This is a genomic window from Streptomyces sp. NPDC048275, from assembly GCF_040652275.1.
Lineage (GTDB): Bacteria > Actinomycetota > Actinomycetes > Streptomycetales > Streptomycetaceae > Streptomyces.
This window is the reverse complement of record NZ_JBEZLR010000025.1, coordinates 33,310-52,902: the sequence shown is the minus strand read 5'-3', so window position 1 is coordinate 52,902 and position 19,593 is coordinate 33,310. Positions and strand designations below refer to the sequence as shown.

Annotated in this window: 15 protein-coding genes; 3 read left to right on the top strand and 12 right to left on the bottom strand. The window is 68.9% G+C overall.

Going from position 1 to position 19,593, the window contains the following annotated elements:
• Positions 1 to 193 precede the first annotated feature (193 nt).
• Positions 194 to 1,645, top strand: coding sequence for a Mur ligase domain-containing protein (locus AB0D57_RS17460; RefSeq protein WP_362072744.1), 1,452 nt, complete (start codon positions 194 to 196; stop codon positions 1,643 to 1,645).
• Here AB0D57_RS17460 and murF read toward each other — a convergent pair.
• From murF to AB0D57_RS17440, 4 genes are read right to left on the bottom strand one after another with little or no spacing between them, the layout of a single operon-like run.
• Positions 1,642 to 3,042 (bottom strand): UDP-N-acetylmuramoyl-tripeptide--D-alanyl-D-alanine ligase, encoded by a 1,401-nt coding sequence (murF, locus tag AB0D57_RS17455; RefSeq protein ID WP_362072741.1) that lies wholly within the window; start codon positions 3,040 to 3,042, stop codon positions 1,642 to 1,644. The two genes, AB0D57_RS17460 and murF, sit on opposite strands and share 4 nt — an antisense overlap.
• 14 nt (positions 3,043 to 3,056) lie before the next feature.
• Positions 3,057 to 3,770 carry a C39 family peptidase gene (locus AB0D57_RS17450; RefSeq protein WP_362072738.1) on the bottom strand — a complete coding sequence of 238 codons (714 nt, stop codon included), beginning with the start codon at positions 3,768 to 3,770 and terminating at the stop codon, positions 3,057 to 3,059.
• Complete coding sequence (locus tag AB0D57_RS17445; protein WP_362072735.1) at positions 3,748 to 4,737, bottom strand: pyridoxal-phosphate dependent enzyme; 990 nt, start codon at positions 4,735 to 4,737, stop codon at positions 3,748 to 3,750. Before AB0D57_RS17445 ends, AB0D57_RS17450 begins: the two co-directional genes overlap by 23 nt.
• Positions 4,738 to 4,760: 23 nt before the next feature.
• Complete coding sequence (locus AB0D57_RS17440; RefSeq protein ID WP_362072732.1) at positions 4,761 to 5,738, bottom strand: hypothetical protein; 978 nt, start codon at positions 5,736 to 5,738, stop codon at positions 4,761 to 4,763.
• A 111-nt stretch (positions 5,739 to 5,849) separates the two neighbouring features.
• Here AB0D57_RS17440 and AB0D57_RS17435 point away from each other — a divergent pair, with 111 nt between their 5' ends.
• On the top strand, positions 5,850 to 5,984 hold the full coding sequence (locus AB0D57_RS17435; protein ID WP_362072729.1) for a hypothetical protein: 135 nt from the start codon (positions 5,850 to 5,852) through the stop codon (positions 5,982 to 5,984).
• A 76-nt stretch (positions 5,985 to 6,060) separates the two neighbouring features.
• Here AB0D57_RS17435 and AB0D57_RS17430 read toward each other — a convergent pair whose 3' ends face one another.
• From AB0D57_RS17430 to AB0D57_RS17410, 5 genes are all read right to left on the bottom strand, one after another.
• Positions 6,061 to 7,500 (bottom strand): glutamine synthetase family protein, encoded by a 1,440-nt coding sequence (locus tag AB0D57_RS17430; protein WP_362072726.1) that lies wholly within the window; start codon positions 7,498 to 7,500, stop codon positions 6,061 to 6,063.
• Entirely contained in the window at positions 7,500 to 9,008 is a 1,509-nt protein-coding gene (locus AB0D57_RS17425) for an amino acid permease (RefSeq protein WP_362072723.1), read from the bottom strand. The genes AB0D57_RS17430 and AB0D57_RS17425 overlap by 1 nt, the downstream gene beginning before the upstream one ends.
• 85 nt (positions 9,009 to 9,093) lie before the next feature.
• Entirely contained in the window at positions 9,094 to 10,080 is a 987-nt protein-coding gene (locus AB0D57_RS17420; protein ID WP_362072720.1) for a hypothetical protein, read from the bottom strand.
• Positions 10,081 to 10,423: 343 nt separating this feature from the next.
• The gene (locus tag AB0D57_RS17415) at positions 10,424 to 11,056 is read right to left on the bottom strand and encodes a DUF6302 family protein (RefSeq protein ID WP_362072717.1); all 633 of its coding nucleotides are present in this window, start codon (positions 11,054 to 11,056) and stop codon (positions 10,424 to 10,426) included.
• Between the two features lie 295 nt (positions 11,057 to 11,351).
• Positions 11,352 to 11,840, bottom strand: a complete 489-nt coding sequence (locus tag AB0D57_RS17410; protein WP_362072714.1) for an ATP-binding protein — start codon at positions 11,838 to 11,840, stop codon at positions 11,352 to 11,354.
• A gap of 318 nt (positions 11,841 to 12,158) precedes the next feature.
• Here AB0D57_RS17410 and AB0D57_RS17405 point away from each other — a divergent pair, with 318 nt between their 5' ends.
• Entirely contained in the window at positions 12,159 to 13,388 is a 1,230-nt protein-coding gene (locus AB0D57_RS17405; protein WP_362072711.1) for a helix-turn-helix transcriptional regulator, read from the top strand.
• On the opposite strand, the gene AB0D57_RS17400 is transcribed toward AB0D57_RS17405, so the two are convergent.
• From AB0D57_RS17400 to AB0D57_RS17390, 3 genes are all read right to left on the bottom strand, one after another.
• Positions 13,369 to 14,031 carry an HAD family hydrolase gene (locus AB0D57_RS17400; RefSeq protein ID WP_355310113.1) on the bottom strand — a complete coding sequence of 221 codons (663 nt, stop codon included), beginning with the start codon at positions 14,029 to 14,031 and terminating at the stop codon, positions 13,369 to 13,371. The two genes, AB0D57_RS17405 and AB0D57_RS17400, sit on opposite strands and share 20 nt — an antisense overlap.
• Positions 14,032 to 14,144: 113 nt before the next feature.
• Positions 14,145 to 15,974 (bottom strand): DUF2637 domain-containing protein, encoded by a 1,830-nt coding sequence (locus AB0D57_RS17395; RefSeq protein WP_362072707.1) that lies wholly within the window; start codon positions 15,972 to 15,974, stop codon positions 14,145 to 14,147.
• A 196-nt stretch (positions 15,975 to 16,170) separates the two neighbouring features.
• Positions 16,171 to 19,590 (bottom strand): LysM peptidoglycan-binding domain-containing protein, encoded by a 3,420-nt coding sequence (locus AB0D57_RS17390; protein WP_362072704.1) that lies wholly within the window; start codon positions 19,588 to 19,590, stop codon positions 16,171 to 16,173.
• Positions 19,591 to 19,593 lie beyond the last annotated feature (3 nt).

Genomic DNA, 19,593 nt, shown 5'->3' with positions numbered 1-19,593 from the left:
GTTGTTTCATTGGCTTGCGGCTTGGCGGGTGGTGGGGGTTTTGTTGGGGCTTGCGGTGTTGCGAATGCATTCGCAACACCGCAAGCCGTAGACCATGTTCGTGGCTGAGCGGGACCGTGGCTGTGTGTCGCCCAACAAGGCGGCATTGACTGCCAGTTGAGGCGGCGTGAGCCGTTCCCGAGGAGGCTGTTTCATGGCGGAGACCGCAGTCCCCAAGATCAAACCGAGCGTGTCGGCCGGAGATCCGGTTGACCTGAGCCGTGCGCACTGGGTCGGCATCGGCGGCACGGGCATGCTGCCGGTGGCGCGGGTGTGCGCCGAGCGCGGCTTCACTGTGTCCGGCAGCGATGTCAGGACGTCGGAGGGACTGGAAGAGCTGGCCCGGCTGGGCGTGCGGGTGCACACCGGGCACGCGGCCGGGCAGGTGCCGACGGACGCGACCGCGGTCGTGTTCACCCATGCAGTGGGCGAGGAGAACCCGGAGATCGGGGAGGCGCGGCGGCTGGGCATCCCGGTGGTGCACCGGTCGGCGGCGCTGAACGCGCTGATGGCCGGTTGTACGGCGGTCGGTGTGCTGGGGACGCACGGCAAGTCCTCCACCACGGGCATGCTGGCATTCGCTCTGAGCCGCATGGGTCAGAGTCCGTCGTACATGGTGGGCGCCGACCTCGACGGTCCGGCCAGCGGCGGCCACGCCGGCGGGGGACCGCTGTTCGTTGCCGAGGTCGACGAGTCGGACCGCACCCACATCGGTGTGAGCATGAAGGTGGCGGTGATCACGAACATCGCGCACGATCACCCGGAGAACTACGCCGCGGAACTTGACCACGTCGAGTCGTACGAGGAGTGCGTACGACTCGGGGTGCGGCCGGGCGGCACGCTGGTACTCAGTGCCGACTCGCCCGGCTGCCGCGCACTCGCCTCCCGGCTGATCCTGACGGGGGACGGCCCACGGATGGTGACCTTTGGCCTCTCGTCGTCTGCGGACTGGCGGCTGACCGAGGCGGTCAGCGCGGGCGGGCGCAGCACGGCGGTCCTGCACGGGCCGGGCGGCCTGGAGTTCGACATCGCGCTGCGCGTGCCGGGCGTCCACCAGCTGCTGAACGCCGTCGCGGCGATTGCCGCCCTGCACACGCTCGGGCAGGACTGCGATCTCGCGGTCGAGCAGCTGCGGTACTTCGAGGGCGTGCGGCGGCGGATGACCCCGGCCGTGGAGGCGGCCGGGGTGCGGGTTTTCGATTCCTACGCCCATCACCCCGACGAGGTGCGCGCGGACCTCGCGGCCGCGCGCACCCTTCTCGGTGTTCCCGGTCAGCGGGTGATCGCGGTGTTCCAGCCCTCCGATCAGTCCCGTCTTGAGGCGTTCGGCGCCGAGTTCGGGACGGCGCTGGCGGGATGCGACCGGGTGGTGCTGACCGGCAACGCCCGAGTGCACGAGGGGGCGCTGAGGGTGCTGGCCGGCTTCATCGGCCGGGCCGGGGGGATGGCCCGGTTCGTGGAGTCGAAGCGGGCTGATGCGGTGGTGTGCGCCGCGAATGAGGCGCGGCCGGGCGATGTGGTGGTGCTGATGGGAAGCGGCGACCTGGTGGAGTCGGGCCGGGTGCTGCGGGCCGCGCTGGCTGATCTGGTCGCCGCGGCGGTCTAGGCGCCCGGGGGCGTGGGGTTCGGTTGCAGCAGCGCGTCGGCGAGTTGCTGCAACTGGACCCCGCGGCTCGCTTTGACCAGGACGACGTCGCCGGACCGGAGGATGGAGCGCAGCAGGTCGAGGGCGGTCTCCTGGTCGGGCAGGTGGACGGCCTGGATTCCGGCGCTGCTCGCGGCTTGCTGGATCCATCCGGCCTCGTCTCCTCCCACCACGATGAGCTGGTCCAGGTTCAGGGCGGCAGCGTGCCGTCCGACGTCCTCGTGCGCGGTGCGCGCGTCTTCGCCGAGCTCGTTCATGCGGCCCAGGACGGCGATCGACCGCTGGTCGCGGCCACCGGTCATGGCGGCGAGCGCGTCGAGGGAGGAGCGCATCGAGTGCGGGTTGGCGTTGTAGGCGTCGTTGATGACGGTGACGCCGTCGGCCCGGGTGTTGGTCTCCATCCGCCAGCGCGACTGGGGCGTGGCCGCGGACAGGAGCTCGGCGATCTGAGTGATGTCGAGTCCTGCTTCGCGGCCGACGGCGGCCGCGGCCAGGCTGTTGTGGACCTGTACTTCGCCGACGAGCTGGAGGTGGACTCGGGCGCTGCCCTCGGGGGCGTGCAGGGTGTAGGAGGGCTGCCCGCGCTTGTCGAGGACGACGTCGGCGGCGCGCACGGTGGCCTGCTCGCCCAGGCCGTAGGTGACGACGCGAGCGTGGGTGCGGTGCGCCATGGCGAGGACGAGGGGGTCGTCGGCGTTGAGGACGGCGAGCCCGCCTGCGGGGAGGGCTTCGACGATCTCGCCCTTGGCCTGGGCGATGTTCTCGCGGCCGCCGAACTCCCCCACGTGGGCGGTGCCGACGTTAGTGACGACGCTGATGTCGGGCGGCGCGATCCGAGTGAGGTCACGGATATGCCCGATGCGGCGGGCGCCCATCTCCAACACGAGATAGTCGGTGGAGGCGTCGGCCAGGGTGATGGTCAGCGGGAGGCCGATCTCGTTGTTGAACGACTGAGGAGTGGCGACCACGTTGCCGGGCAGAACTTGGGCGATGAAGTCCTTCGTGCTCGTCTTCCCGGCTGAGCCGGTGATCGCCACAATCCGGGAGGCCGGGTCGAGGGTGTTGTGGACGAGGAAGCGGCCAAGTCGACCGAACGCAATGAGGACATCGTCGACGACGATCGCGGGGACACCGACTGGGCGCAGGACCAGGGCCGCGGTGGCACCCTTGTTGACCGCTGCCTCGGCGTAGGCGTGGCCGTCCGCGTGCTCGCCAGCGAGCGCGATGAACAGCGATCCGGGGGTTGCCTCCCGGGAGTCGAAGACCGCGGGTTGGGTGACGAGCGCCCGTGGGTCGAGGACGTCTGCGAGGCGACCGCGGACGCATTCGGTGATCTCAGCCAAGGACATGGGTTGCACGTGGTTCTCCCTGATCAGGTGGTGGGTCGGGACGCTACCGAGCGCGCGCCGCCGGTCCAGGCAGGCCGAGGCTCTACGGTGCGGCGCAGGTTGAGTGAGATGGCCCTCCCGCCGAAGAACGGCTCGAACTCCTTCATGTCCATCACCGCGGCGCGGGCCTGCGGGGTGTGCCCGCTGGGATTGCGGAAGATGATCAGGCCCTGATTGTGGCCGATGAGCAGGACGAGGTGGCCGCCGCGCCGCTGCGGTGCGTGTTCGGGGCGGCGGATCTCCTTGGAGACCGAGGCCATCACCAGCCGTCCGGCGTCGAGCTGTTCGGCCAGGCCGGTCATGTCGAGGTTCGGGTGTACCTCGCCGTCCAGACCGTGCGTGTCACGCACGTAGTCGACGAACGGCGCGTAGATCAGCCCCTTGATACCGTCCCTCTGGCGGACGTAGGCGCCGTAGCGGCGCGCGCCTGCCAGCAGTTCGAACTGGTTGAGGGCGTGTCCGTCGCGGTGTAGGAGTGCCATTTCGAGGCAGGCGATACCGCACAGGTGACGGCACCAGCGGGCGTATACAGACTGGGAGGGCGCTCCGGTGGCTGGCCAGTTCGGGTCGTTTCCCGGATCGTGATCGCCGTAGGCGATGGCGTCGATCAGGTCTGCGGTCGCGTACTGGGTGACGACCGGTACGGGAGCGTGGATGACACCGGGCTCGGGGCGGTCAGTGCAGCACAGCGGGGGCATGGGTCTCCAATCGGGGCATGGCGGTGTCCAGTAGATGACGGTAGGAGTTCCAGTCGACGTTGCCGCCGGACAGGACCACGCCCACCGGGCCGTCGGGGAGTCGGTCGAAGGCGTGGAAGAGTCCGGCGAGGGCTACCGCGCCGGAGGGTTCGGCCGCCAGCCGGTAGTGGCGCCACAGATACGCCATCGCCTCGGCTATCGCCTCCTCGGGGACGGTGACGACACCGGCGAGGAGGCGGCTGTTGATGTCGAAGGGGATGGCGGCGGGCTCGACGTGCCCGAGCCCGTCGGCGATGGTGACCGGCTGCGGAATGGAGACGCGCTGACCGGCCTGGAGGGAGCGGTGGGTGTCGTCGGCGGCGACCGGTTCCACCCCGAACACCTTGAGCTCCGTCTGGCCGGTCGCGGCGAGCGCCGTGCCCGCCGCGAGTCCGCCCCCGCCCACGGGCACGAGAATCGCCGCCAGGTCGGGGACTTCCTGGATCATCTCCCAGGCGACCGTCCCGGCTCCCGCGATGACCCATGTGTCGTCCGCGGAGGGCACGATGGTCACGTCGTGCCGGTAGGCGTATTGGTGGACCAGAGCGTCACGACGGCCAGTACGGCGGTCGTAGGTCACGACGCGGGCCCCAAGGCCATCGATCGTCTCTCTCTTCACATCGGGCACGTCCTCCGGGACGACCACGATGGCCGGCACATCGAAGAGGTGAGCGGCCCAGGCAAGGGCGAGGGCGTGATTACCGGAGGAAGCGCCGATGACCCCTCGACTCCGCTTGCCGGGATTCAGAGCGGCCAGCGCACTGTACGCGCCGCGCATCTTGAAACTTCCCGTGAGCTGCTGGTTCTCCGCCTTCACCCACACCGCGCGGCCAAGCCGCTCGTTGACAGCCGCCGAGCTGATCATGGGAGTGCGTACGGCGACACCGCGCAGGTTCTCGACGGCGCGCAGGACGTGATGGACCGTCATCGTCACAGCAGATGCCTCGTCTTCTACGCGTGCGCGCGGCGGTCAGTGCGCGCGCCGCGCAGGATGTGGGCCAGCAGCTGCTCGTGGCTGATGCCGTCGGCGAGCGCCATGCGGGCCAGATTTCCGGCGCGGGACAGTCCCGGCAGCGTGTTGACCTCCAGCCAGACGGCGTCGCCTGCGCCGGTGACGATGAAGTCCGACCGCGAGTACGAGTGGCAGTACAGAACGCGATGGGCGGCCACCGCCTGGCGCCGCAGGGACACCAGCGTCCCGGGGCTGACCCGGGCCGGACAGAAGTAGTCGCACGCGGACTCGCCGCGCTTCGCCGCGTAGGAGTAGACGCCGTTCGGCGTCTCGGCTTCCAGCGGCGGCAGCACGTGCAGCGCGCCGTGCGGGCCTTCCAGGACACCGACGCTCACCGAGCGCCCCGGGTAGAACACCTCGGCCATCAGTTCCCCGCCGGCCTTGACGTCCGAGATCGCGGCGGCGAGCGCCCCCAGGGTGATCGCCACCCGTACCCCGATGGAGCCGCCCTCACCGACCGGCTTGACGATCACCGGCAGGCCCAGCAACCGGCTGACACGGTCGGCTTCATCACCGGCATTGGCTGTGGCGTCGATCCTCGTTCCTTTGGGAACACGCACACCGGCGACCGCGACGAGGGTTTTCGCGTGGATCTTGTGCATACCGATGGCGGAGGCCAGCACTCCGGAACCGGTGTAGGCGACGCCGAGCGTCTCGAGCAGGCCCTGCAAGCGGCCGTCTTCCGCCCCACGCCCGGCGATGGCGAGGACCGCCGTCTTCACCCCGTCCAGCCCCTCAAGCAGATCCTCCCGAGCGTCGGCGAGGTCAAGGACGCGCGTCTTGACGCCCATGTCGGCGAGGGTGTCGACGACGGTGGAGCCGGACAGCAGGGCCCGGTCGCGCTCCCGTGACCACCCTCCGGTGATCACAGCGACCGGGTCGGTGACCTCGGCCGGGTCGAGCGGTGGGATATGCATAGTCATCTCCTGGTCAGGACGTCATGGATGGAACGTGCCGGGTGTGTGACCCGCCCCGCGCGGAGCCCCTCACCCAAGCGCAGGAGCTCTCCTGCCGGCCCCGGCGGTGAAGTGAGCGAAATCATCCAGGTCGCACACAGCGAACTGCGCCCAAGGACTGATGCCGACGCCGAAGAGGGCGCCCTGTTGGCCCAGGTCGAACAGCAGACCCAGCACGGTGGCTGCGATGCGGTCCATACGGCCTGAGCGATCGAGACCGGCCGCCGGAGCCTCGGCAGTGGCAGGGCCGGCCCATTGGATCTCTGCGACACCAGACAGGTGATCAGGCACGGAGGAACCCCCGGTCCAGCTCGATGTCCGTGACGAGCCCGCGATGCGCGTCGATCTCGTGCTGCGCGGCGTGGGCGTAGTGCCGCACGACGGCCTCGCCGAATGCGTTCTGTGTGATCTTGCTGTCGTCGAAGTCGGCCAGGGCTTCGATGAGGTCGCGTGGTACGGGGAGCGCATCGGCCGACTGGTAAGCGTCGCCTGCAGTGTGGGGCGGCAGTTCGGGCTGGGTGGTCAGGCCGTGGTGGATGGCGGCGAGAGTGGCGGCGAGCGCGAGGTAGGGGTTGGCGTCGGCTCCGGGCAGGCGCACCTCGAGGTGTCTGCCTGGGCCGTGGCCGGTGACGCGGATGGCGCAGCTGCGGTTGTCGTATCCCCAGGTGAAGCGGGTGGGGGCGAATGAGCGCGGGGCGTAGCGCTTATAAGAGTTGGCGTGGGGTGCGTACAGCGGGGCGAGGTAGGGCATGGCCGAGATCAGTCCGGCGATGGCCCGCTGCATCGTTGCGGGCAGCTCTTCCTCGTCCAGGCGGGCGGCGAACGTGTTGCGGTAGCTGGCCACGTCCAGCAGGGAGAGGTGGATGTGCAGGCCGCTTCCTACGCCGGTCTGCGGGACAGCCATGAAGGTGGGCGTCAGGCAGTGCCGTTGGGCGAGGTGGCGCACGGCATGTTGGTAGACGGTGTACGCGTCGCAGGCCGGCAGCGCCGGGCCGTAGGGGAAGGTGACTTCTATCTGTCCGGGAGCTCCCTCGGTTTTGACGGCCTCGGCCGGTGTACCGGCATGGTGGAGTGCGTCTTCGAGATACCGGAAGAAGTCGCTGAGGGCGGGTGGGTGATCGAGGGCATAGTCGAGGTTGTGGGGCGACACCGGTTCCAGGCCGCGGTATCCGGCTTGCCGCGCATGGTGGGGGCTGCCCTGGTAGAGGACGAACTCGCTCTCGAGGCCGACGCGGACCTCGAGGCCGAGGCCGGTGAGGCGCTGCAGCTGGGTGCGGAGCATCTGGCGTGGGGCGACCTCGACCAGGGTGCCCTCACGGTGGACGGCGTCGGCGTGGATGAGGGTGGTGCCGGGCAGGTAGGACAGGTGGCGGATGGTGCCCATGTCTGGGAGGACGCTGATGTCGCCGTAGCCCTGCTCCCAGCCGGTGAGGCCGAAGCCGGGCAGCGGGGTCATGTCGACGTCGCTGGCGAGGATGTACGCGCACATCTCCGCCCTGGACAGCAGTTGTTCCAGGAAGACGGAGGCGTGGAGACGCTTGCCTTTCAGCCGTCCCATCATGTCCGGGACGGCGAGCATCACCGTGGTGATGTCCCCGCGCTCGACCGCGTCCCGCAGAGCGTCGGGGCAGAGGAGCCCGGTGCTCTGCGGAGCCCCGTCGGTGTGGTGGGCGTTGTGGAGGTGCTGCGCGTGCTGAGGGTGGTGGGGCTGGCGGTGGGTCATCACACCACGTCCTCGGCCAGGGCGGTGTGCTCGGCCGTGGTGCCGAGTGTGGGGATCTTGTAGGTGCGCCGGCCTTTGGTGATCCACAGGATCCATGCCAGGAGGAGGACGACGACCAGGGCGATACCGGCGTAGTTGAAGGAGTTGGTGGTGATGGGGGAGACCTGGGGCAGGCAGAACAGGATGGTGACGAACGCGACCCATACCACCGCTGTCCAGCCGACCAGTTTGCTCCAGCGGCCCAGGTTCCACGGGCCGGGCTGGAACGTGCCTTTGGTGCGCAGGCGCAGGTAGACGGGGATGGCGTAGGCGGGCGTGATGCCGATGACGTTGATTGCGGTGACTGCGGCGTAGGCGGTCGGTGAGTACAGCGACGGCAGCGCCAGCACCAGCGCGGCCGCAGTCGAAAGCCACACCGCGGCGGTGGGGGTCTGGGTCCGGGTGCTGACGCGCCGCCAGGTCGCCGCGAACGGGACGGCGCCGTCGCGGGAGAATGCGAACACCATGCGGGAGGCGGCTGCGGTTTCGGCGTTGCCGCAGAACAGCTGGGCCACGATCACGATCAGCAGCAGGGTTTTGGCGCCGGTGGGGCCGAGAACGTCGAGGAAGATCTGTGCTGGGGGGACGCCGGTGCTGGTGTTCTGGGTGCCGGCGTAGTCCTGGATGGAGAACGTGAGTCCGGCCAGCAGGATGAACCCGGCGGCCCAGGAGACCCAGATCGAGCGGACGATGCCCTTGGGTGCCGATACCTGGGCCTGTGTTGTTTCTTCGGACAGGTGGGAGCTGGCGTCGTATCCGCAGAATGTGTACTGCGCGAGCAGGAGTCCGAGCGCGGTCACATACAGGCCGTGGTGGAAGCCGGTGGTGTTGTTGAAGTGGGTGAACACGAAGCCGGCGCTCTGATGCTGGGCGGGGGCGAGAGTGAGCGCCCCGACGATGACGGCGACGCCGGCCAGGTGCCACCACACGGAGATGGAGTTGAGGAGGCTGACGAGGCGGACGCCGAAGACGTTCAGCACGGCGTGCAGGAGCAGGATCCCCGAGAAGATCAGCATGGTGTTCTCGGGGGTGGGGGTGAAGTCCCACTGGAGGCTGGCGAAGGCCCCGGTGAACAGGGCGGCGCCGTAGTCGATGCCGGCGATGGCGCCGAGGAGTCCGAGCAGGTTGAGCCAGCCGGTGATCCAGGCCCAGCGGGGTCCGCCGAGCCGGTGGGCCATGTAGTAGAGGCCGCCGGAGGTGGGGTAGGCGGAGGTGACCTCGGCCAGGGACATGCCCAGCAGCAGGACCATGAGGCCGACGCCGGCCCAGCCCCACATGATGACGGCGGGGCCGCCGGTGCTGAGACCGAAGCCGTAGAGGGTCATGCAGCCGGACAGGATGCTGATGACGGAGAAGGAGATCGCGAAGTTCCCGAACGGGCCCATACGGCGGGCGAGTTCGGTGCGGTAGCCGAGGCGGGCCAGAACAGCATCATCGTCCAGCCGGTGGGACGCATGTCTCGAAGACACCGAAAGATCCTCTGTATCGAAAGGGAAAGAAAAGGCAGGCCAGGGTGGTGCCGAGGGGACCGCCTGGGCGGGGGTGCCCGGCTTCTCATCTGCCACAAGCCCCCCGTCGCAGCGCGTAGGCGCGGGCTTTGAGGAACTCGTCCTGCCACCACCGGCTTTCACTCAGCTGGGCCCAGGGCGCGGTGGTGACGAAAGTGCCGATCGCCTCGAACACCTCGCCGGCACCGGTCAGGCCGCAGGCGTTCAGCGCGTAGGCCAGGTGATTGAGGTCCACAAGAGAGCAGTCGGCGGTGTCGGGCAGGTGGGCGAACCAGCCGTCACGGGCGAGCTTGACGTAGTAGCGGACCTGTTCGTCCGTCCAGAATCCGAGGGAGCTGGAGACCTGGCCGCCCTCCATCCGCAGCCGGTAGCTCTCGGCGTAGGCGTACAGGGGCAGGGTCAAAAGGACGGAACCGCGCGGTGTCACGGAGGCCACCCAGCGCGAGAAATCCACCGCGCCGCGCCCGCGGGCCTGCAGGCACTGCAGCATCCGGTGGTAGGCCTCCCGGTTGCCCGCATCGCGTCTGCCGACTTCCCCCAGCAGCGGCCACGGGCCGGGCGGCAGGAGGGCTTCGGGCGGGTGGGCCCAGTGCTCGATACGGTGCTTGTCGCGGTGGTCGATGTCCAGCTGGGCCAGGGCCAGCAGGCAGACCCAGGGCACCGGGTCGTGCGGCCAGCGACGGGCAGCATCCCCGCACGCCTGGCGTGCTGCCTCGGCTGCCTGGAACAGGGTGCGGTGGTTCGCCCTGGCGCGGTGGGCGGTGAGGACGCGTTGCGTCAGGACACGGGCGTGCATCATCAGCGCGTTCGGGTTGTCCGGCTCTTCGGCGATCCAGGCGCCGATGGCGCCGCCGCTCGCGGCGCCGGCTGCCAGGACTTGGCTGCGGGCGGTCCGCAGCGTCCAGGTAGGGGTGTGGGCCAGGAGATGGTGGGTGGAGAGCCACCGGCCGACTTGCAGGTCTTCGAGGGCCAGACGGAGATCGTCGTCGCGGCCTGCCGGATGGATGGTCAGGACCATGTCACGTGTGGGCATCGGTGCACCCTCGAAAGAGACGGGTGTTGACCGCTAACGGGACCGGGATCCTGGCTTGGGTGGGTAAGAGGAGCTTGGGGAACACGGGGGCCTCGAAGAGGAATGGGGGCTGCCGAGGGGCAGCCGACTGGATGTCGTGTGTGGGGTGGTGGGTTGGGGGAGGGAGGGACCGGACGGATGACTGCCGTGCTCGCCGCCCTGGGGTTGTCCTTCGGCCGGGAAGCGGCCGGCAACGGCTGGAGTTCGGCGCGCCAGTCGCCTCGGTGAGGTGCGAGATGGCCGCAGACAACAGAGGCGTGCCTGGCGCGTGGCACAGGGCCATGGAGCCTCGGAGGGCCTGTGGTCAGCGCTGGACGATGGGCGCGGAAGACGGGGTGCGCGCAGCCGTGTATTCGACGACCCCGGGTTCGTGGTAGCCGAACATGCGGCCTCGCGTGGGCCAGTCATCGACGGGTGTAGGGGCACCCCAGCAGATGGTTCTCGGCTCCCACGGTGAGCCGAGTGGCTTACGCTGGCGGACCTTGGGATACCGCTCTGGATGTGCTTCCAGCTGCAGAATGACGATCAGCGCCTCGCCCCAGTTCCCGACGGTCACTTCCCCCGCCACGCGAACCCCGCCCACGGGTACCGCCAGCGGGCTCACGCCTGCGCCGGAAACCCGGGCTGAGCTGAGATCGAGGACGACGCTCTGCTCGAGCAAGCCGGGCTCCGCCAGACGCCGGGCAAGCGCCGCCCGCCCTTTCTCGTCGGCGGATGTCTCCTGCACTGCTGCGTAGGCAGGCCGTCCGCGCGGGCGCCGGGGTACGTCCCAGGCATCGAACTGCCGCCGCAGCCATCCGATTCCCACACCGTAGTCACGGCAAAGCGCCGCCATAGATGCGCCCTCGTAGGTGTATCGGCGGACCACGGCTGCCTTCCGGGCGATAACTGCTGCGCGATTTGCTGAGACCTCGCGCTTGGTGCGGTGATTCGTCATCAGTCTGTCTCCCGTGCGGCCTCGAAGAGACCTGACGGCTGCGGGAATGGGGGCGGGGAATGAGGTGTGTCGGGTGCGCACCACGGTGGACACCCGACAGACCGGGCCCGCGCCGGGGGCACGCGGGGGCTTCGAATTACGGAAGGAGGAAGAAGGGCGGCGGCCCGCTCGATACCGCGGGGGCCCGTGCGTTGCGAGTGCCTGGGCGAGCGGACCAGCTCCGCGAGGTCACCCATGTCCATGGCCGGTGCGTCCGCTGACGTCTGCTGCGCCGGCGTGAACTCCAAAGCGGCCATCAGACGGCAGGTTCCTTCGCTGCGGGCACTGTGAGAGAACACCAGGTCTTCGTGCAGTCGGGGCTGACACCCCAGGAGCCGCCGTACTCGGAAGCGATGGACTCAACGATCCACAGCCCCCGCCCGCTCTCGGCATCCAGCTCCGGCGCTCCCAGCCGGGGACTCTTTCGCGAGCCGTCGTCAACCGTCAGCCGGACGGTCTCGCTTGAACAGGAGAGGAGCAGAGACACCGGGCCGTCTCCGTGCTCCAGCGCGTTGGTGACCAGCTCGCTCGTCAACAGCTGTATGGGCTCAACGAGTTCAGGTAATCCACACAGACGCAGCCGGGCGGCCACGAGCCGGCGCATCTGCGGAACACGACGGGCATCCTGTGCCGGGACCGGATGGCCTGCGATCCGTTGCTGCCGCTCGAACCACACCGTCATGGCATCAAGCCGGTCCTCGTGCAGACGGGGTGCGAGGCGAATGGCTGTCGTGGTGAGCGTCATCAGCAGTCACCGCCGCCCGATTCGGAGCAGCCGACTAGCTTCAATCGTCGTCAAAGACGCGCCGTCGATCGAACACCGGGGTAACACGCTCGCCTCCTGGGGGACAACAGGGTGGTAGGGCATGTGGCACTCATCGATACGCGCCGTAGCCGTGGATCACGACGCGTCAAGAGTGACCCTTTGGATGTCCGGTTCCGAGGACTTTCAGAGGTCTTTTCTTGGTCGAGAAAGGGACTTTTGATGAGTCTTGTAGGTGATGACTAGTAAGAAACAGGGCCTGCTGTAACACTGTCGATTGAGGCAAGACGGAGGTGTGTAGTGGCACGGCCCGTAGGCAACATTCAGCTCAAGTCCGCCCGGGTGGCGGCAGGTTACCCGTCCCAGCAGGCGCTCGCCGACGCGCTCGGGGTGGGAGTACGTCAGGTACGTCGTTGGGAGTCAGAGGCACCGCCGTGGCCGCAGCCAGAGGTGGGACAGGCACTCTCGCGCTTGCTCGGCCAGGATCTCGAGGCGCTCGGATTCGTCTCGCCAACTGGCGTGACGCCTGAGCGAGGGCGCCGGTCTGCACTGGCGACGGCAGCGGCTGCGGTCGGCTTGGCTGCGGTTCCGACACAAGCCGCCGCCGTGCTCCAACCGGCCAGCGTGGTGGCAGATTTCGAGGCGGTGACGCGCTCTCATCGGCGCTTGTACTGGTCGGTTGCTCCCGCCGCACTGCATCCCTCAGCCATGGCCCACGCCGCTCTGGGCTTGGTCCTGCTCTCCGAGACGGCCGGACAGACCAGACGGGGAGTGGCTGCGGCGCTCGCCGAGACGTACCTACTCGCCGGCCGGATTGAGTTCTTCGACCTTCGCGAGCCGGACCACGCAACGCAGACGCTGCTGCGCGCTCTCCAGGCGGCGGGCGAGGCAGATGACCCGCTCCTCGGTGCCGCAGCGCTCGCTCACACGGCATTCATTCCGGCGTGGGGCGGACGTCGCGACGAGGCCGTCGAGCGCATGGTGGCTGCGCGTACGTACGCGCGGCGCGGGCCTGCATCGGCCGAGTTGCTTGCCTGGCTGGACGCGGTCGAGGCGGAGTGCGAGACCCGGTGCGGCAACACGCGCCCCGCGCTGCATTTGATCGACCATGCTGAGGATGTCTTAGCCGCGGGCTCCGAGCACGCTAATCCTCCATGGCTGGACTGGTTCAGTCCTGTACGGCTAGCTGCCTTTAAGGGCAATACGCAGCTGAAGGCCGGGCATCTGCCGCAAGCACGCGAGACCCTCCTCGCTGTACTCGGCACACTTGATCCGAGCGAGGAGAAGCAGACCACCGTTGTACTCGGCGATTTGGCCGCGGTAGAGGCCGCTGCCGGACAGCCTGAGGAGGCCTGCAGGTACGCGCTACGGGCACTCGATCAGCTGGAACGGACCTGGTATGCGATGGGAATGGACCGGGTGCGGGAGGTGCGGCGCGTGCTGGCGCCGCACCAGAACGAGCGGTGTGTGCGAGAGCTGGACGACCGACTGTATGGCTGGTCGACGACCGTCAGTGCGCTGACTCGTTGAAGTTGAGGATCAGCCCGGACAGCTCAAGGAGACTCTCGATCCTGAATGCCGGGAGTTTTTCGGCTTCCGTGGTCCGCCACTGAATGGTTGCCCATGGGCCGCGGTGCACCAGCGCGGTGTGCATGCCTGCCGTGACCGCCGGCCGCAGGTCGTTGTCCACGCGGTCACCGACGTAAAGGATCTCGTCGTTACGGAAGGGGACGGCCTCGGCAACGCGCTGGAAGAACTCGGGGGCTGGCTTGCTGGCGTCCCAGTCGTCCGAGGTGCCGATCAGGTCGACGTCCTCCGCGAACAGCTCGCGTAGGAGCTTTCCGGCACGGATTGTCTGGTTGCCTGCAATGCCCAGCCACAGGCCGTCCGCCCGTAGTTGCCTCAACGTTGGCCGGACGTCCTCGTACAGGTCCCGCTCATCGAACGCCTCCGGCTGACCGGCGGCCACCCGAAGCTCGCGCTCCTCAGACAAGTCGAAACCGGGTCGGAACTCCTGGAACACCTCTCGGTAGTCGCGGCCTTGCGCGATGACCGCGCCGAACATGGCATGAAAGGTATGTCGGGGAACGCCGAGCCAGTCGGCCCAGGTGCCATACTCGCGGGTCTCGTCCACCAAACACTCACCGACATCGAACACCACTGCACGAATCATGGCGGCAGCGTATCCGGGCACAGAGAAACGACTCCCAGCAGCCGATCAGGGGTTCTCGGCGATCACCTTCCCTATGGGTCAGCTGATGAGCAAGGCGCGTGTCGAGTGGGGCATCAGCTTTGGGCATCGGCACGGTGACGGGCGAGAGCCTTCCAGCGGCGTTCAAAGTCGTGGGCCTGCTTCGTGATGTCGGTAGCAGTGATGGGGTTGTTGTACTGGGCGGTGATCCCGCGCGTTGCGCAGTCCCGCGCGACGGCGTCGGCCAAGGGGGTCTCACTGCGCATCCGGTGTTCGGCCCAGACGCCGTAGGCACGGAAGGGCAGGAGGTACCTGCGCAGCGTGGACGGGCTGATCGGCTTCCCGCTGCGGCCCTGGACACCCTTCTCGTCGAGGTAGGCAGACAGTTGCTTGTCGGTGGGCTCGGCGCCGCGCTGTTTCTGGTGCTCCAACCACGCGAGGTAGTAGCGATCGACGGTGGTGAGGTCGCTTTCCTCGTTCGCCTTCGCCTTCGCGGGCGCGGTCTCCTCATTGGTGATGGCAGCGTTTACCCGGATGCCTTGCTTCTCCTCCGCAGCCTGTGCTTCCACAAGGGCGGGTGTCTGCTGGGTATCAGTCTCGGCCGAGGCGGGTGCTGGAGGTGCCTGTTCGCCGGCTTCATGGTCCGTCTCTTCGCCCTGCGATTCACCGTCGCCGAACTCGCGCTCATGGAAAACCGCGACGAAGCCGTCCAGGTCCTCGCCTGTGAGGGGCTGGCCGTCGGCTCCGGTGATGCCGTCCCGCTGGAACACGTATGCCGCGAGGGCGGCTGCGTCGGGGTACTGGCCGTACTGATGCGCGTACGTGAGCCAGGCACTGTAGAAGAACCTGTCCCACGACTCGTCTGCTGCGGCCGGTTGCGTGTCGCCCGGAGCGGGAGAGGCTTCGGCCGGTGAGGTGTATTGCTGCTGGAAGGCCCTGAGCAGGGGCAGCAATTGGTCATCAGAGAGCGGGCCACCGGCCGCGGTAGAAAGACCGAACTCGTCTCGGAGGAAGGATGCGAACTGGGCGGCTGTGGGCTCAGTCTGGAACTGAGTGCGCCACGACTGGTAGGCCTTGGCGAAGCGTCCGTCGGCGTCGTCGGTGGACGCCTGCCCACGCGGCTGCCCGCCGCCCATCGGCTGGGCCTGCATGACATGCTGTGCCTCCGTGTTCACCGGCTCCGGCTGCTGTCCCCGGTCGGCTGTTCGGGCTTGGAGTGCCGGGGCGTCCGCCTGCACGGTGGCGGGACCCTGTTCGACGGTAAGCGGGGGCAGGGGGGCCGGCTCGATGCCGGCCGCCGCCAGGCCGGAGGGGGCGGTCTCGGCGAGCGGCACGCCGTAGCGGGCGAGGCGCAGCGGTATCAACGACTCCACCGGGGCCTTGCGACGCCAGGCGCGGCCGAAGCGGGAGCGCAGCCGGGCCTGGTAGACGAGACGTTCCTGCTCCAGCTTGATGACCTGCTCGTAGGAGCGCAGCTCCCACAGCTTCATACGGCGCCACAGGAGGAAGGTGGGGACCGGCGAGAGCAGCCAGCGGGTGAGGCGGACGCCCTCCATGTGCTTGTCGGCCGTGATGTCCGCGATCCGGCCGATCGCGTGCCGGGCCGCCTCGACACAGACCACGAACAGGACGGGGATGACGGCGTGCATGCCGACGCCCAGCGGGTCCGGCCAGGCCGCCGCGCCGTTGAACGCGATCGTCGCGATCGTCAGCAGCCACGCCGTATGGCGCAGCAGGGGGAAGGGGATGCGGATCCAGGTCAGCAAGAGGTCCAGGGCGAGCAGGACGCAGATGCCCGCGTCGATGCCGATCGGGAAGACGTACGCGAAGTTCCCGAAGCCCTTCTTGAGAGCCAGCTCGCGCACGGCCGCGTACGAACCGGCGAAGCCGATACCCGCGATGACGACCGCACCGGCGACGACCACGCCGATCAAGATGCGGTGTACCCGGCCAAGCTTTGCTGCTGGCGTCGTGCTCCCTGCTGTCCCGCGCTGCTGGCCTTTCCCCATCAAAGACCTCGTATCTCAACGACTGTCACACGTGCGCGTTGAGCAGTGCCGTGGGGCGGGTCGAGCGCCAGGCCTTGCGATGGTCCGTAGTGGCTGTTCTGTTGGAGGATGATCACTGGGCCGGGGCCTGTCTGTCGTTGGTGCTCAGGAGGTCGTTGATGAGCTGCTCGGTCTCGATCTCTAGTGAGCAGTCCAAAGCGCGGTTGACCTGTTGGACCTGAGTGATGGCGGTGTGCAGGCCGGAGCGGTTCCCGGCGGCATGCTCGACGCGCATCCAGTCCCGGTAGAGCAACTCGGCGCTGTTGTCGACGTCGAGGCCGGTCGCGATGGCCTGCCGGGCTGCGGTGAGGTCGTGGTGCGGGCCCGCCGGGGTGCGGTGCGTGGCCACCGTATGGGCGACATCGATGATCCGCGTGATCATCTCTTGTTGGAAGGGTCCGGCCCAGGGCAGCGGCCTCGAACCGAACGGCCTTCCACGCACCAGCCCCAGGGCCCTCTCCAGGTCCGGGATACCCGCCGGTCCCTGGAGCAGCGCGCGCTCGGCGAGCTGGAGAAACCTCGTCCAGTCGCACCGCACCGAGGGGGAGAGGCGATACGGGTCGTCGCCGGTGCGGCGGCGCGGAACGTACGCGTTGCCGGCCGTGTCATTGCCCAGGGCGCCGCGCAGGCCGCGCAGCCTGGCGTTGAGGGTGCTGGCCCCCCACGGGGTGAGCGGGTCCATGTCGGTGCACAGTGCGTCGGCGGAGCGACCAGGCCGGAAGAAGAGCAATGCGGCGAGCTGCGCGATACGCGGGCCGTGCCCTGTGGCGGCCACGCCGTCCACCTCGACCGGGCCCAGGACACGGATCTCCGGGGCATGCAGGTCGTGTGCTTCCGACTCCTCTGTACCCCCGCCTTTCTCTTGCTCCGGGAGTGGGAGGTCCGGCTCCTCCGGCACCTCATCCTCTGAAGGGTCTTCGGCGAGGGCCTCGTCCGCCTCGGCCTCGTCCTGCCCGTTACGTGGCGCGGTGGGCAGCAGGCGGAGCCCGGCCGGGTCAGTCGAGGCGGCCAGCAGAGCCGGGAACACTCCGCTGTCGGCGTTGCTGTCGTCCACGGTCACCGACGCCACCGGTGCGACGGAGGTGGTGCCGGCGATGTCCGTGTCGGCGCCGGCGAGGTGGTCATCGGGCTCCGCCATGGCTGGCTGGGATGGCATTCCGGGGTCGGGCTCGTCCGGAACCTTCTCCCACGGCCCCTCGGCCGGTTCGGCGGGCTGCCCGGAGACTGCGAGCGCCGTGGCGATCTGCTGGTACGCGGCGTACTCAAGACGCTGCACCGTGATCTCGGTGCCGGCGTAGTCGAGTTGCTGCGGCTCGTCGAGTTCGGCGTTCAGGGTCTCCGCGTTGGGAAAGTGCGCGGCCGCGACGCTAGCCGGGGCGACCAGCGTGACCGGAATCCGGGCCTTGTCGATGACATCGGCGAACTGCCAAGCCGTGTCCCCATCGAGAGAGGCAGCGCACAGCAGAAGGTAGGGATGGTGGCTGGTCTCCGGCATCTGGTGTGCCTCCAGCAGACGCTCGGAGAGATCCCGCAGGGCGTGCACGGCCTCCCGCATGTGCATGATCCGAGAGGTCGGCAGCAGTCGCGGCAGGTCCTCTCCGAACCCGACGGCGACGACCTCGACCACACTGCCCCACGGGCTCATCCCCATCTCCACCGCGAGTGACGTGCACACTTCCCTGATGCGCGTCGGATCGCCGTCGAGTAGCAGCGCGGGCAACTGGGCCAGGTTCACCAGTAGTAGGTCACCCTCCTCGGTGCTGCCGACGGTCACCAGCCCCGGATACGGTGGTAGCACCTCGCGAGCGGCCTCCTCGTCCAGGAGCTCGGCGTCCCATGGCAGCATCCACCAGCCACCGCGTCCGGCCGTGAACGGCACCGACGGCTCCAACGCGAAGTCCTCGGGCAGAACCTCCAGCGAACGAGCCCCGATCCGTGCGGCCCGCAGCCCGGGCAGGCTGGCGCCGTCCTCCACCTGGTGGGCCAGCGTCCGCAGGGCCGCATCCAGACGGGACGACCCCGCGGGCTCGGCGGCGGCTGCCAACTGCGCCTCGGCCGACGAGGTTTCCGACGCGATCGCGATCGTCTCACCGGGCTTGCGGCGACGGCGCTGCAGCACGCGGCGCGTGGCGAGCGCACCAGTCACGGCGGCGGCCAGCAGCGCACCGGCGCCCAGCACCATCCGTAGCTGCAGCGCCTGACCGGCGGGCGACGACGTGGGCGCCTCGGATGCCGTTGTCGTGGGCGTTGCCGATGCCGACGACTCGCCCGATGAGGGTGCGGACGACGCACCGCTGCTGGATGAAGGTCCGGCAGCGGCGCCCTGGCCCTCACTGGGCTGCTCGGTCGGACCGCTCGACTCGCTCGGCGCGGGAGTCTCCGCTCCCGAGGTGGCGGAGTGACTTGGTGCCGTCGACTGACCGCCTCCCGCGTCGGCACCCGGTTCCCGCTCCGTGTCGTCCTCGGACGGGGGAGTGGAGCGCTCATCGTCGGCCCCGTCCTCCGTGTCCTCTCGGGGACGATCGGGTCGCTCGGATGCTGCCCCGGGCACGGTGACTTCCTGCCCTGGATAGATCATGTCCGGATCCGTGATCCTCGGCAGGCCGTCGGGCTGTGCCGTGCCCCGGCTGGCCTCGAACAACTGCGGCCACTTACTGCCGTCGTGGAGTTCCTCAGCCGCGATCTTTGAGAGGGAATCGCCGGGCACCACGGTGACGACCTCGCCCGCCTTGTCCGGCGCTGCGTCCAGCGCGTTGGAGGCGAGCTGAGTATCGAGGCCGGAGTCGGGTGCCTCGCTGAGCACCTCGGCGTGCTCGGGCACGCGCAGGGTCGTGCCCTGCGGCACCACCGTGGCCGTGGTGGGCACTTCGGGGTTGAGGCGCTGCAGTTCGGTGTAGCGAGTGCCGTCCCCCAGCAGCTGCTCGGCCAGTTCCCACCAGGTGGTGTCCTCCGCTCCCACGGTGAACTCCTGGACGTTCCCAGCCGATGCTGTCTTCTCCGCGGCCGCGCTCGGGGCGGGGGCGCTCTGCTGGCTGCTCGTCGCCTGGTCGGCCGACGGCGTGTGGGGTGCGGTGGCGGCGACCGCCGGGGTGGCGGCACTGGCCGCGGCAGCGGGCGTGGCCAGCACGATGCTGCCCAGCAGGAACCCGGCCAGACGCTGACCGGTCGCCATGCCGGGAAGCCGCGGCGTCGTACGCCGGGCCAGGACGGCGACGACCTCGATCAGGACGGGGATCACTAGCCACAGCCACGCGATCCACGCCGCCACGGTCATCGTGGTCAGCAGCCCGGAGCCGTCATCGTCCGGGCTCAGCAGCACCTCGCGTGCCTCGTCCAGCGCCGGCACCGTGGCGGGCAGTGTGCCGACGGCGAGCAGCAGCGCGGGCACGCCGACGACGAGAGCAGCCAGCGCGACGAGCGCGAACAGGCCGCGCACGACAGCCCGGGGCCAGGAACGGCCACGGCGGCGCACGGGCGTGGGGGAGTGGGGCATATG

What these genes read in the sequence shown, in the direction of transcription:
- AB0D57_RS17460 (WP_362072744.1), top strand. Translation starts at nt 194, where the DNA reads ATGGCGGAGACCGCAGTCCCCAAGATCAAACCGAGCGTGTCGGCCGGA.
- AB0D57_RS17450 (WP_362072738.1), bottom strand. Translation starts at nt 3,770, where the DNA reads ATGCCCCCGCTGTGCTGCACTGACCGCCCCGAGCCCGGTGTCATCCAC.
- AB0D57_RS17445 (WP_362072735.1), bottom strand. Translation starts at nt 4,737, where the DNA reads ATGACGGTCCATCACGTCCTGCGCGCCGTCGAGAACCTGCGCGGTGTC.
- AB0D57_RS17440 (WP_362072732.1), bottom strand. Translation starts at nt 5,738, where the DNA reads ATGCATATCCCACCGCTCGACCCGGCCGAGGTCACCGACCCGGTCGCT.
- AB0D57_RS17430 (WP_362072726.1), bottom strand. Translation starts at nt 7,500, where the DNA reads ATGACCCACCGCCAGCCCCACCACCCTCAGCACGCGCAGCACCTCCAC.
- AB0D57_RS17420 (WP_362072720.1), bottom strand. Translation starts at nt 10,080, where the DNA reads ATGCCCACACGTGACATGGTCCTGACCATCCATCCGGCAGGCCGCGAC.
- AB0D57_RS17415 (WP_362072717.1), bottom strand. Translation starts at nt 11,056, where the DNA reads ATGACGAATCACCGCACCAAGCGCGAGGTCTCAGCAAATCGCGCAGCA.
- AB0D57_RS17410 (WP_362072714.1), bottom strand. Translation starts at nt 11,840, where the DNA reads ATGACGCTCACCACGACAGCCATTCGCCTCGCACCCCGTCTGCACGAG.
- AB0D57_RS17400 (WP_355310113.1), bottom strand. Translation starts at nt 14,031, where the DNA reads ATGATTCGTGCAGTGGTGTTCGATGTCGGTGAGTGTTTGGTGGACGAG.
- AB0D57_RS17390 (WP_362072704.1), bottom strand. Translation starts at nt 19,590, where the DNA reads ATGCCCCACTCCCCCACGCCCGTGCGCCGCCGTGGCCGTTCCTGGCCC.